A 13,322-nucleotide genomic window follows, 5' to 3' on the forward strand; every position below is an offset into this window, starting at 1 on the left:
CCGCCTGACAAGCGCTAAATGCAAAAAAATTATCGTTTGTCTACTATTCACCCACAAAGCCATCAAAGTGGTAGTTTTTCCAGCGAATCGAAGCCATAACGCTGCAATATTGGCCACAGCGTCGCGACTTTAGGTGTAATCGTCAGGCAATAAACCAGATTCTTATCTGTCGAAAGCGGTGGATTATCCAGATTAGCAATGAGCCACGCGGTTCTTCTGGCAATCGCGGCACCGGAATCGACAAGACGCGTGCCATCTGGCAATGCCGCTTTCAGCTCTTCTGCTAACAACGGAAAATGCGTACAACCTAGTACAACCGTATCTGGCGGCTCCGGTAAACGCAGCCAGGGACGTAGAATTTTTTGCAGTTCGGAAATGGAAATCGTCTCCCCCTGCAATTTCGCTTCTGCCAATTCAACCAGCTCTGACGACCCCAGCGACAAAATCTGGCAATCCGTCGCAAAACGGGCAATCAGTTCGTGCGTATAGGGGCGTTGAACCGTTGCGCGCGTCGCCAGTAGGCCAACAACGCCGTTGCGCGTCAGCTTAGCTGCCGGCTTCACCGCAGGAACGACTCCCACGACAGGGAAAGTAAAACGCTCACGTAACGCTGGAAGGGAGATCGTACTCGCCGTATTACAGGCAATCACAACCAGTGCGAGCTGATGGCGTAGTTGAACTGCGTTAACAATCTCAACTACGCGCTCGATAATAAACTGCTGTGATTTCTCACCATAGGGAAACGCTTCGTTATCGAATGCGTATATATAGTGAAGATCCGGCAAAAGTTGCCGGATTTCATCATAAACAGACAGCCCGCCTACGCCGGAATCGAAGACCAGAACCGTAGGACGGGATGGCAGGTTAGAAGGTATAGCTTCCGGTGAGATAGTATTCTCGCCCTGCCGTGCGGTAGCCATATGCCGTCTCATAATCTTTATCAAACAGGTTGGCGATTCTACCACGAACTGTCAGATGAGAGGTGATCGGATATGAGGCTGCGAGATCCACAGTGCTATAACTTGGCAAGCGGCGCTGTTTAGCATTCCATAATGTAGGACTGTTATCATATCGCTTACCGTTGTACTGATAGGAAATATTCACATCAATATCAAACATCGTCCAATCAACCTGATATGAGGCTTTTTGTTTAGAACGACGTGGTAATACTGTATTATCTGAATCACGGCGAGGATCTAAGTATTCAAGAGTAAATCGATGACTCAGGATCCCTGTATCAATATTGCCTGCCCATTCGATACCTTTAATCGTCGCCTTGTCGGTATTGAAATACTTATTCGTAATACCATCAAAATCGATCAGATTATTAATTTCATTGTGATAAGCCGATAGTCGCCATGATAACGCACCTGTCAATCCTTCAAGACCCGCTTCCCATTGTGACGACTCTTCCGCTTTAATATCTTTGCTCCCCCAGGCTCCATATATTTGTCCAAATGCTGGTGCCCGGAATGCCGTACCATAAGACAAAGTAAAGCGATAATCAGGTACAAACTCCCACCCCAACCCAGACTGCCAAGTATTATGACGACTATACTGGGTACTATCATCAGTACGAACAGCACCTTCCAGCGTTAACTGCTCGAAATAGCGTTGTTGAGCCGTCAAATACAGTCCGGTATTTTCACGCGAATGGAATTCGCTACTCGTTCCAGGCTTTTTCTCTTCTCTACGCCAATCCACGCCGCCGCTGACTGTACCTGAACCAACCTGCAGTGTATTTCCCCATTGCATACTGCGCTGGGTAATTTCATCCATCGAATACCCTGGGAAATAGTTACCAGTTTCCGCCGTATAATTGTAGTCCTTATATGTCTGATAACTACCGACTAACTGAGAATTCAAACCGTCGTGTTGAAATCGGAAGCCGGTATCAAAATTCTGAGAATACAATTGACGTTTATCGGAACTACCAGCAAAAACCTGATCATAATCCGTCGTATTGCTGTATCCATAAGAACGAAAGAAACCATTCAAGCTATCACTAAATCGATGTTCTATACTGCCCCAAATCGATTTACTGCGAAAACCGTCTCTATCCGCATCAGCGGGAACCGAAGAAGAAGGATAAACGTTATATCCTTGCGTTTCTTCAAACGCACCAGCCAATGTCACAGAAGTATTCTCCCCCAGATGTTGGCGAATGTTTCCATCATAAATCTGGTAATGCCGCGACCCCATCCCTGATTCTAGTTTTCCACCTTCATCCTCTTTTTGAGTAACAATATTAACAACGCCACCAATTGCTTCCGGCCCATAAACGGCAGAACGAGGACCGCGAATATATTCGATTCTCTGTACTAAGGATAAAGGTATTTGACTAAAATCGATGCTCCCCGTCACGCCAGGAGAAGCCATACGGATGCCATCAACTAAGACCAAAACATGACTGGAGTTGGTTCCACGAACAAACATTGAGCCTAGTTGTCCTCGGCCACCATTCTCAGCAATATCCACCCCAGGCAAACGACGCATGACATCTGTCAGACTTTTCGCCTGCCAGCGGTCAATATCTTCACGAGCGACCACATCAATGGGCGCCAACACCGAAGACACCGGCTGTGCGAAACGATTGGCCGTTACAACCATGTCATCGGTATTTTTTTCCGATGACGAATTTGGAGATGAACTGTTTTCCTGCGCCCAGCCAGAAAATGCCGTGACGGAAAGCGCCGTCAGCAGCGAAATTTTTTTAATCATTGTTAAAGCATCCGAGAAATAATAAGGATGCCGCAGGCTCTGTTAATAGCACGCGATATGCAGAACCAATTGCGACGTATTCCGGCAGGTCTTCGGGCTTGGATGCCGTTGTCCCACAAATCGTCAACGACGGTAGGGGATACAACGAAAGCGATGACTTCCCATCCTCAAAAGTTGAAGACAGTGTCTGCATAATAATGCTATCGCCGGGGCATTCCTTACCGCTGCGCGTCAGCTCCAGATTTACACTGGATTCCCTTTTAACTTGTGGTACAAGGCCGGACGCTCATCCTACAATCGCGAATTGTGGAAGTCTAGACTTCTATATCATTACAGGATAATCACGTAACAAAACTGGACATCCTGGCCGGATTCCCTACAATTCCCAGCCAATAACACCCTTTTAGACGCTGTTGACGAGAAAATCATGACGCCAGAAATCCTGCCCATCGAACAATACGACGACCAGCTTGCAGAGAAAACCGAGCGTCTGCGTGGGCTAATGGCACAGTTCAATGCACCAGAGCCTGTCGTCTTCCGTTCTCCCGTCAGCCACTATCGGATGCGTGCCGAATTTCGCATCTGGCACGAGGGTGACGAGCTTTACCACATCATGTTTGACCAGCAAACCAAACAGCGTATTCGGGTCGACCGCTTTCCGGCAGCCAGCGAGTTAATCAATCGCCTGATGCCGGCGCTGCTTGCCGCCATTCAGCCCGATGCCGTCCTGCGCCGCAAACTGTTTCAGATAGACTATCTGTCCACCCTGAGCGGCGAAGTGATCGTTTCACTGCTGTATCACCGCGCTCTGGATGAGGAGTGGCAGGAGCATGCCCGTGCACTGCGCGATAGCCTGACAGCGCAGGGTTTCCGTCTACAACTGATTGGCCGTGCGACAAAAACCAAAATCTGCCTCGACCGCGATTATGTCGATGAATGCCTGCCAGTTGCGGGGCGGGATATGATTTACCGCCAGGTAGAAAACAGCTTCACGCAGCCGAATGCGGCAATCAATATTCAGATGCTGGAATGGGCGCTGGACGCGACAGCAGGGTCGACAGGGGATTTGCTGGAGCTGTATTGCGGTAACGGCAATTTTTCACTCGCGCTGGCAAGAAATTTCGAACGTGTACTGGCAACCGAGATCGCCAAGCCATCCGTTGCGGCAGCACAATATAATATCGCGGCGAACCAGATAGAGAACGTGCAGATTATCCGTATGGCAGCAGAAGAATTTACGCAAGCCATGCAAGGCGTGCGTCAGTTTAACCGCCTACAGGGCATCGATCTGAAGAGCTACCAGTGCGAGACCATTTTTGTTGACCCGCCGCGCAGCGGGCTGGATGACGAAACGGTGAAACTGGTTCAGGCGTATCCACGTATTCTTTATATTTCCTGCAACCCGGAAACGCTAAGCCATAACCTACAAACGCTCTCGGAAACCCACAACATTCGCCGTCTGGCGCTGTTCGATCAATTCCCTTACACCCACCATATGGAGTGCGGCGTGCTGTTGGAAAAACGTCAGTAACGCATGCAAGCTGGCGGGCTACCCTGCCAGCATCACCGGCTATAACGTCTCGCTCTCGTCTGCGGATACGGAATCCGACTCTTTTCTGCGGCGCAGTTTCAGGCCAATCCAGAAAACCAACACCACGCACAGGATTGACGGAATAAAGTTCGATCCAATGGCGGGGTATTCCACACGCACGATGGTACTGTAGATCAATATTCCCAGTAGAAAGCTGGCCGCTGCCAGCATCGGAATACCTTCCGGCATACTGTGGTGCAAATAGCGTTGATGCAGGCAGTAAATGGACAAGGCCAGCGCAATCAGGGGAAAAATCGAAAACGGAACAATACTACTGAACAAAGCGGCGAATGCGCCATTGACGGATAAGCCCGTCATCAACGCCAGTACCAGCGTGCCTTTTTCTTGGTGAGGTTTTTCTGTCATGGTTTCTCCCTTTTCATGTTGTTGGTATAGAGGATTTATGGCACGGTAAAACTACTATCGTGTTCTTTTCTGTACCAGTAATACGCCCCTTTGGCGATCATCCGCAGTTGCAGTACCAGCCGTTCTTCCAGTTGTTTACGTTGCTCCAGAGAAACATCCAGCGCCTCTGCTCCCGCACTGAAAACAATGGTCACCATCGCTTCCGACTGCGCTTCTGCGAAGCTACGGGGAATATGGTTTTCTACCTCAAGGTAATCCGCCAGTTCAGCGATAAAATGCTGAATTTCGCGCGCAACTGCCGCACGGAAAGCCGCCGACGTTCCTGAGCGCTCACGCAGCAACAGCCGGAACGCATTAGGATTATTGCCGATAAATTCCATGAAGGTGGCAACCGACGTCCTGATTACGCTACCGGTCTTGGCAATACGCTGCCGAGCTTGTCGCATTAACTGGCGCAGCATCAGCCCGCTTTCGTCAACCATTGTCAGCCCCAGTTCATCCACGTCACGAAAATGACGATAAAAAGATGTCGGCGCGATACCCGCTTCACGGGCAACTTCACGCAGGCTCAGGCTGGCAAAACTGCGCTCAGCGCTTAACTGGCTAAATGCAGCTTCAATAAGGGAACGACGAGTCCGTTCTTTTTGTTGTGCTCTGACACCCATTATGCTGCCCAAATGATCTACTCCCCTTTCCAGAGGGGCACTATAGCAAATTTTATTGTCCGCAGAATGAGACAAAGTTTGCCATATTAAGAATGTGAGAATCTGTTTCCATAGTAAAGGCAGGGATGATTGGGTTCTGCCGTCGTCGATGTTACAATGCACAATGTTACAGTCGCGTTATTAATTTGTATAAAAACAGGTTTAACCTACCATGACTCTACAACATCAATTCGATTATGATGCCATTGTGATTGGTTCCGGTCCCGGCGGTGAAGGTGCAGCAATGGGATTGGCCAAGCACGGTGCCAAAATTGCGGTGATTGAACGTCACTACAATGTCGGCGGCGGCTGTACCCACTGGGGTACGATTCCTTCCAAAGCCCTCCGCCACGCCGTCAGCCGTATTATCGAGTTCAATCAAAACCCCCTCTACAGTGACAACTCCCGCATTATCCGTTCCTCATTTTCCGACATCCTGCGCCACGCCGACAGCGTAATTGGTCAGCAAACCCGTATGCGACAAGGATTTTATGAGCGTAACCAGTGCGAGTTGTTTTCCGGTGAAGCCAGCTTCATCGATGCACATACGATTGCCGTTCACTACCCAGACAACACCCATGAAACGCTGACCGCCGCGAATATCATTATCGCGACCGGTTCACGTCCGTATCATCCGGCAGACGTCGACTTCAATCACCCGCGTATTTACGACAGCGACTCGATTCTGCAACTCGACCATGAGCCCCAGCACGTCATCATCTATGGCGCGGGCGTTATCGGCTGCGAATATGCTTCTATCTTTCGCGGCCTGAGCGTGAAGGTCGATTTAATCAATACCCGCGATAGGCTGCTGGCGTTTCTCGATCAGGAAATGTCGGATGCCCTGTCCTACCATTTCTGGAACAACGGCGTGGTGATTCGCCACAACGAAGAGTTCGAGAGTATTGAAGGGCTGTCTGACGGCGTTATCGTTAATCTGAAGTCAGGCAAAAAGATGAAGGCGGACTGCCTGCTTTATGCCAACGGACGCACGGGGAATACGGAAACGCTGGGGCTGGAGAATATTGGCCTGAGCACCGACAGCCGCGGCCAGCTCAAGGTCAACAGCATGTACCAGACGGCGCTGGCACATATTTATGCCATTGGCGATGTCATCGGCTATCCCAGCCTGGCATCTGCGGCGTACGATCAAGGGCGACTCGCCGCACAGGCGATCATCAAAGGCGATGCCAGCGCGCATCTGATCGAAGATATCCCAACCGGCATTTATACCATCCCAGAAATCAGCTCCGTGGGGAAAACCGAGCAAGAGCTCACTGCAATGAAAGTGCCTTATGAAGTCGGGCGGGCACAGTTCAAACATCTGGCACGGGCGCAGATTGTTGGGATGAATGTGGGGAGTTTGAAGATTCTGTTTCACCGTGAAACGAAACAGATTCTGGGTATTCACTGCTTTGGTGAGCGCGCTGCGGAGATTATCCACATCGGGCAGGCCATCATGGAACAAAAAGGTGAAGGCAATACTATCGAATATTTCGTTAATACTACCTTCAACTATCCAACCATGGCAGAAGCGTATCGCGTAGCGGCGCTGAACGGGCTTAACCGCTTATTTTGACAGGTTTTCCATATAGCCCTGCATATGTTCGCGGATGGTATCGGCAAGTTGCTCATACCGTCCGCGCAGCGGTGAGCCAGGGCGATACACCAGCGCGATAGTGCGTTTGGGCTCCGGTTTATAGCATGGCAAATAGCAGACACCATCGCGTTCGCGTTCGCGCGGAACCGACAACGACGGGAGTAGCGTAATACCGCTTCCAGCTGCGACCATGTTGCGCAGTGTCTCTAGGCTGGTCGCTCGGAAATGCGTATCTTCATCCGCCCCTGCCTGAAAACAGAAGCCCATCGCCTGATCGCGCAGGCAGTGGCCGTCTTCCAGCATCAGTAGTTTTTCACCCGACAGATCGGACATCGCCACACGTTCGCGGTTCGCCCACGGGTGATCCTGATAAATGGCCAGTTTCATCGGTTCATCAAAAAGAGGAACTTCGATAAAGGCTTCGGACTCTTTCACCATCGCGAGAATGGCACAGTCCAGTTTGCCGCTGTCCAACTGAGCCAGTAACTGGTGGGTCTGTGCTTCATGCAGGTACATTTCGAGTTTAGGAAACGTGCGATGAAGCATTGGAATAATGTGCGGCAACAGATAAGGCCCCACCGTGGGGATCAAACCAATATGCAGAGGCCCGGACATGGTTTCACCTTGTTGGCTCGCCATTTCTTTTAGTACCTTGACCTCGCGTAATACCGTTCGCGCCTGCTCTACCAGCAACAATCCCGCTTGCGTAAACAAGACTTTGCGACTGGTTCGCTCCAGTAGCATCACGCCGAGTTCATCTTCCAGTTTACGAATCTGTCCACTGAGTGTTGGCTGACTCACATGGCAGGAATCTGCCGCACGCCGAAAGTGCCGATGTTCTGCCAATGCGACAAGATACTCTAAGTCCCGAATATTCATTATTATTCTCCTTATTATGATAGCTAACGGCGATAAATAGGATACCAACGAACGACAATCTCTATCAACATCCCAAGCGAACAATCCCTTTCCACCGAAACATGTGTGCGTATTCTAGCCACCTGTCACGCTATACCGAGCAGGCTAATATATTCAAGTGATTTGATGATGACAGCATTTTGTGTCTCTTCGTCAGGCGATCATGATGAACACCAGGAAACATGACATGTAGGCTAAAAGTTCATCAATAAGGTGAGTAAAAAGTGGATAGGGTGCAGAAAATCGGGTAGGACGCCGCTCAGCAAAACGATGGGAAAGCGACGTAGTCTCTAACGATTGAGCTAAAACGGTTGAATAGGAATCTCATCCCTGAGACTCCCCCTTTTCATGGCCATAGTAAGTGAGGTTGAAAGGTATATTCCTATACCCTTATTCTTCATCACCGTGTACGACCTCGTTCTTCCTGAAATGTTACGCGCTGTCTCAGCGTGCCACATCAGGGCGGACGCCCAGGGTATGGCAAATCGCGTAGCTCAGTTCGGCGCGGTTCAGCGTATAGAAATGGAAATCTTTTACGCCTTCGCGGCTGAGAATTTTCACCATATCCATCGCGATAGACGCCCCCACCATTTTGCGGGTTTCGGGATCGTTATCCAGACCGTCAAACATGGCTGTCATCCAGTTTGGCACGCGGACGTTGGTCATCGTGGCAAACTTCTGCAATTGCTTGAAATTCGACACGGGCAGGATACCTGGCACAATTTCTACATCAATACCCGTCGCTACACAGCGGTCACGGAATCGCAGGTAGCTTTCTACGTCGAAAAAGAACTGTGTGATCGCGCGATTTGCGCCGGCATCAATTTTGTGTTTCAGGTTAATCAGGTCCGCCTGTGCACTTTTCGCCTCAGGGTGCACTTCAGGATAGGCGGCTACGGAAATATCGAAATCGCCAACCTCTTTCAGCAGGGAGACCAGATCCGCCGCGTACATGTCCGGTTTACCACCTTCTGGCGGCAAATCGCCACGCAGCGCGACAATATGGCGAATACCGCTTTGCCAGTAATCCTGCGCGATTTCACGCAGTTGTTCACGCGACGCATCAATGCAGGTCAGGTGAGGCGCCGCTTCCAGACCGGTACGCTCTTTAATCGTTTTGATAATGCTATGAGTACGGTCACGCTCACCGGAATTCGCCCCGTAGGTCACGGAGACAAACTTGGGCTTCAGGCTGCTCAGTCGATCGATAGAGCTCCACAGAGTTTCTTCCATATCGCTGGTACGCGGCGGGAAAAACTCGAACGACACATTAATCCGTCCCTGTAATTCCGCCAGACTTTGATTCAGCGCTTCCCGCTGGTTTGCGTGAAAAAAGCTCATACCTGCTACCCCGTTGACCGTGATTGTTATTATCATTCGCCACACGTCTATACGTTTAGACGTCTATATAGAAAATGACGTAATCCGCTTAAAGAGTCAACGTTTTTCAGCACGACAAACCGTGATGATTGCTCACGGTAAATGAAAAAATTTCATGATGGATCAGGAGTGGTGACTTTTATACACAAACCCAGAAGTATCGTGGGTTGTGCCGTTATCCGGCGTAAAAAATTATGCTGAGGAGAGTACGGGCTTAGGATGAGCCGCATGGACGCGGCGAAAGCTTGCGCCACGTCGGACAAAAACGTCAGAGACGTTTTTGAACAGCACGTGTGCTGGCCCGGAGGGCGAGCCCCATTTATGGGGCGAGTAATCGTGTCGCAAGCGGTCCGTGAAGCCTGATACCGACGAAGGCATCGCGCAGCGACATAATTCACGCCGGAAAGCTAGGGGTCACGGGGCGTGCGGCGTGGAGCCGCCCCGTGTCGGGCGCGTGCTACGGAGTAGCATGAAAATGCTAGTAGTATCGCGCACGAAACCATTGCCCATCCGGCATAAATATAACTAAGGGAGATGGCTCCCCTCAGCCACAGGGAAAATCGTGAAAATGTACGGTATGACCTTCTTCTGTCGTCAGAAAAATGGCGTATTGCGGGGCTTCCAGACTGGTTTCGAATCCGGGTGCGAAACGCAGGGCGGACTGATGGTTGGTGCCGCGTACCGTGCTAAACGATATTCCTCGCCAGTTGCCGCTAGCAGGCCGATGCACGTGCCCTGCAGAAATATGCAGCACATTGCCGAAACGATGGCACACCTGATACAGCGCGTCTGCCGCCTCGGAAGCCAATCGAACGCTATCCAGCGCCGGAAGCCCGATCGACATCGGAGGATGATGCAAGAACAGGAACACGTTCTTTTCTTTCGCAGCCTGAAGCTGTTGCTCCAGCCATGCCAGCCTCGCAGAACACAGCGTTCCGGCGACCTCGCCGGCCTGCAACGAGTCCAGCAGAATGACGCAATCATCCCCCACAGACGTCACGTTCTGCACAAACCCATTTTCATCCGCCAGCGTCGGGAACTGAGCCAAAAACACCTCACGGTCGTCGTGATTCCCCATCGTCACACACCAGGGAAGCTGCAATTCAGCCAGCGCCGAGGCCAGAAACGTATAGGATGCCGCACTGCCGTCATCGGACAGATCGCCGGAGATCACCACCAGATCGGTATCACAGTGGTGTGCGTTGATATCGGCAATCGCCGCCTTCAACTGCTGCTCAGGATCGCGACCATGCAAATTGCCGCCTTGTGCGGTCAGATGAAGGTCGGAGAGTTGAATCAGTTTCATATTATCCTCGGTTTTCACTATCCACGCGTTCTCGCCCGTCACTGCCGTTACGCCGACTGGCGGCGGATGAGCGGGGCAGCCACTTTCGCTCTACACGCAGGTTCTTGTACCTGAGACTGGCGTCGATCGAGCAACGCCAACGCCTGCGCAGCCATCGTTGCAGGATCCTGACGAAAGGTCGTCAGCGCATAGGCATCCCATCCTGCGGCCGGAATATCATCAAATCCGATCACCATGAGATCCTGCGGAACAGCCAGGCCATACTGCTTTGCGCGATCGATCACACCGAACGCGACTAAATCGTTAACACAGAACACCGCATCTGGCCTGACGGCTTCAGGAAGCGAAAACAGCGTCTGCCCGACCACCAGCCCATCGTCATAATCCGTATCGCCACCACGTACCACGGCCACAGACAGCCCTAAGGCTCGCGCCTCATCACAAAATGCCTGTTCACGTTCAATGATATTGGGCGTTGCCGAGGCCGCTCCGGCCAGCGCCAGGCGCGTTCTGCCCGATGAGGCAAACAGCCGCGCCGCCATGCGTGCGGCGGTGTCATTATCAATGTGTACGCTGTCGCACGCCGGTTCGTGCCGACCGATGACAATCAGCGGCTGACCGTTCAGCTGTGCCAGCTCAACAAACTCTTTCGGCGGCGAGCCAGAAAGCACAATCGTCGCTTCCGCACGATGTCCGAATAGAATGGAGCGCGCGGCCGCCATCGCTTCCCGCACATGGCCGGTATTGATGAGAACGGGAATTGAGCCGCGTTGAATTAACGCCTGCGACAGTTCCGCCACCAGATTGGCACGAAACCCAACTTCGGGGTGTGTCACCACCAACCCAACCAGACGGCTGCGGTTCGTCAGCAGGCCACGCGCCAGATCGTTAACCTGATAACCCAACTCCTGCGCCGCCGTCATGACTTTGGCATAGGTGGCAGCCGACACACTGGCGCCAGGGGTAAAACTGCGGGATACCGCCGAGCGCGATACCCCAGCCCGACGCGCCACATCCTGTGCGCTAACGTAGCCCTGCTTACCTGCCGTCATTTCCCTATCCTTGCCATTACGTCGGCTTTCAAAAAACGCTCCACCACCAGCATGAACAGCACAGAAGGAATCAGCAGCACCAGCGCGGTAATGGAAGCGATCTGGTAGTTGCCGCCCGCCCCCGCGGTGTAAAGCAGCAATGGCATCATCTGCACATCTGGTGCTCCCACAAAGTAGCTGCCGGTAAATTCATCCAGCGATTCGAGGAAAACGAAGATGGCTGATGCCATCAGCCCCGGCATAGCCAGCGGCAGAGTGATATCGACAAAGGCACGCCACGGCCCGGCACCAATCGACCGTGCCGCCTGTTCCATTTCACGCCCCACCGCCGAGAACGCCGCCGAAGCAATCCAGACGGCAAACACCAGTCCGTGAACCGTGTGAACCAGCACGACACCCAGCAGCGTGCCATTTAGCCCCCACTGATAGAACAAGCGAGCGATATTGACGTACACCGTCAGGTTCGGAAACGCCTGTGGGATCAGGAATACCAGCAGTATCAATCCGCGAGCAGGCAGCGGCAGACGCGCCAGCGCATATCCCGCCGGAATCGCCAGCGACAGCGAAGCCAGCACGGTAAACACCGCCACCAGCACGCTATTTCCCAGCGCTTCCCAGGCCACACCGCGCGGTGAAAACACGCGTTTCCAGAAGGCGAAGCCCCAGTCATTGGGCAGCAGGTGAGGATAAAACCATTTTTCCGCCACCGACCACAGTAGGAGGTTAGCCAATGGCCCAAAGATCAAGAAGATCAGCGTCCCCAGAATCAGCATTCTCGGGATCCACCACCGTACGTTCTTCATGCTTTATCCCTCATGTTCAAGCGGAGATAAATCACGGCAAACAGACTGGTCATCAACAGGGAAATCACCCCCAACGCATTCGCCACGCCATAATCGCCGTAGGCGTTAATGCGAAAAGCAATATTGGCAGTTAGCATCGTCGGCGACTGGGCATTGATCATCATCGGTACGGACAGCACCGACATCATGGTGACGAAAGAGAGAATGAGCCCGGTGAGCAGCGTTTGCCCAACCTGAGGCACCACAATTTCACACAGGATACGCAAGCGCGATGCACCTAAGTTACGGGCAGACTCGATCATCGTGCGATCCAGCGATGCCATCGCGCCCGCGACCAGCAGCGCCACAAACGGCGTCTGTTTCCAGACAAAGGCGAACACAATGCCACGCCAGTCCAGCCAGTTGCTGGCACTGGCCATATCGACAATGCCGAGCGTATCCAGTGCGCCATTCAGCCAGCCGTTCTTAGCCAGAAACGTGCGTAAAATTTGCCCGGTCACGATAAACGGAATAAACAGCGGCCAGCGATAGACCCAACGCAACAGCGCCACCATACGCGGGCTTTCCCCCAGAGTCAGGTAGCCGCCGATCATGACGGAAAGCAGGCCAATCAGCAGCGTTGAGAGGCTCACTATCAATAAAGTAAACAGGATATCGGGCAGATACAGCGTCAATGCCGTGACAAAATTATCAATGCCCACGCCATTCTGACTGACAAAAGCGCCCCCAACCGACAGCCCCAGCGGCGTGATAAAACAGACCGCCACCACTGCCAGCGCGGGTAGCACAAGCGCGATACCCGCCAGTCGGGAAGAAAATTGGGATACGTGCAACATGAAGGTCTCCGCGCTCTGGCTTTATCCTGCCAGAGCGCATGTAAT

12 protein-coding genes and 1 riboswitch are annotated in these 13,322 nt (G+C 52.2%); of the genes, 2 read left to right on the forward strand and 10 right to left on the reverse strand.

The features are described 5' to 3' along the window. Window positions 1–62 precede the first annotated feature (62 nt). Both murI and btuB read right to left on the reverse strand, forming a co-directional pair. Window positions 63–920 carry a glutamate racemase gene (gene murI, locus H0247_RS18585; RefSeq protein WP_255434024.1) on the reverse strand — a complete coding sequence of 286 codons (858 nt, stop codon included), beginning with the start codon at window positions 918–920 and terminating at the stop codon, window positions 63–65. After that, the gene (gene btuB, locus H0247_RS18590) at window positions 865–2,721 is read right to left on the reverse strand and encodes a TonB-dependent vitamin B12 receptor BtuB (RefSeq protein ID WP_180743856.1); all 1,857 of its coding nucleotides are present in this window, start codon (window positions 2,719–2,721) and stop codon (window positions 865–867) included. Before btuB ends, murI begins: the two co-directional genes overlap by 56 nt. Before the next feature lie 65 nt (window positions 2,722–2,786). After that, a riboswitch (cobalamin riboswitch) is annotated at window positions 2,787–3,019 on the reverse strand. Window positions 3,020–3,148: 129 nt separating this feature from the next. Between btuB and trmA the strand changes: the two genes are divergently transcribed. After that, on the forward strand, window positions 3,149–4,252 hold the full coding sequence (gene trmA / locus H0247_RS18595) for a tRNA (uridine(54)-C5)-methyltransferase TrmA (RefSeq protein WP_180743857.1): 1,104 nt from the start codon (window positions 3,149–3,151) through the stop codon (window positions 4,250–4,252). 39 nt (window positions 4,253–4,291) lie between these two features. Here the strand turns inward: trmA and H0247_RS18600 are convergent, their stop codons facing one another. Both H0247_RS18600 and fabR read right to left on the reverse strand, forming a co-directional pair. After that, window positions 4,292–4,678, reverse strand: a complete 387-nt coding sequence (locus tag H0247_RS18600; RefSeq protein WP_180743858.1) for a YijD family membrane protein — start codon at window positions 4,676–4,678, stop codon at window positions 4,292–4,294. Window positions 4,679–4,713: 35 nt separating this feature from the next. Beyond that, on the reverse strand, window positions 4,714–5,343 hold the full coding sequence (gene fabR / locus H0247_RS18605; RefSeq protein WP_014916981.1) for an HTH-type transcriptional repressor FabR: 630 nt from the start codon (window positions 5,341–5,343) through the stop codon (window positions 4,714–4,716). A 211-nt stretch (window positions 5,344–5,554) separates the two neighbouring features. On the opposite strand from fabR, the gene sthA reads away from it, so the two are divergent. Next, complete coding sequence (gene sthA / locus H0247_RS18610) at window positions 5,555–6,961, forward strand: Si-specific NAD(P)(+) transhydrogenase (RefSeq protein WP_180743859.1); 1,407 nt, start codon at window positions 5,555–5,557, stop codon at window positions 6,959–6,961. On the opposite strand, the gene oxyR is transcribed toward sthA, so the two are convergent. From oxyR to H0247_RS18640, 6 genes are all read right to left on the reverse strand, one after another. Then, window positions 6,953–7,861 carry a DNA-binding transcriptional regulator OxyR gene (oxyR, locus tag H0247_RS18615; RefSeq protein WP_180743860.1) on the reverse strand — a complete coding sequence of 303 codons (909 nt, stop codon included), beginning with the start codon at window positions 7,859–7,861 and terminating at the stop codon, window positions 6,953–6,955. The two genes, sthA and oxyR, sit on opposite strands and share 9 nt — an antisense overlap. 483 nt (window positions 7,862–8,344) lie before the next feature. After that, entirely contained in the window at window positions 8,345–9,241 is an 897-nt protein-coding gene (gene metF / locus H0247_RS18620) for a methylenetetrahydrofolate reductase (RefSeq protein ID WP_180743861.1), read from the reverse strand. Window positions 9,242–9,824: 583 nt separating this feature from the next. Beyond that, on the reverse strand, window positions 9,825–10,586 hold the full coding sequence (locus H0247_RS18625; protein WP_180743862.1) for a phosphodiesterase: 762 nt from the start codon (window positions 10,584–10,586) through the stop codon (window positions 9,825–9,827). A gap of 47 nt (window positions 10,587–10,633) precedes the next feature. After that, entirely contained in the window at window positions 10,634–11,638 is a 1,005-nt protein-coding gene (locus H0247_RS18630) for a LacI family DNA-binding transcriptional regulator (protein WP_180743863.1), read from the reverse strand. Further along, window positions 11,635–12,441: an ABC transporter permease gene (locus tag H0247_RS18635; RefSeq protein WP_180743864.1), complete on the reverse strand. Its 807-nt coding sequence runs from the start codon at window positions 12,439–12,441 to the stop codon at window positions 11,635–11,637. Before H0247_RS18635 ends, H0247_RS18630 begins: the two co-directional genes overlap by 4 nt. After that, a complete protein-coding gene (locus H0247_RS18640) occupies window positions 12,438–13,277 on the reverse strand; it encodes an ABC transporter permease (RefSeq protein WP_180743865.1) in 840 nt (279 codons plus the stop codon). The genes H0247_RS18635 and H0247_RS18640 overlap by 4 nt, the downstream gene beginning before the upstream one ends. Window positions 13,278–13,322: the final 45 nt, after the last annotated feature.

It is taken from the genome of Pectobacterium sp. CFBP8739 (assembly GCF_013449375.1).
In the GTDB taxonomy this organism is placed as follows: domain Bacteria; phylum Pseudomonadota; class Gammaproteobacteria; order Enterobacterales; family Enterobacteriaceae; genus Pectobacterium.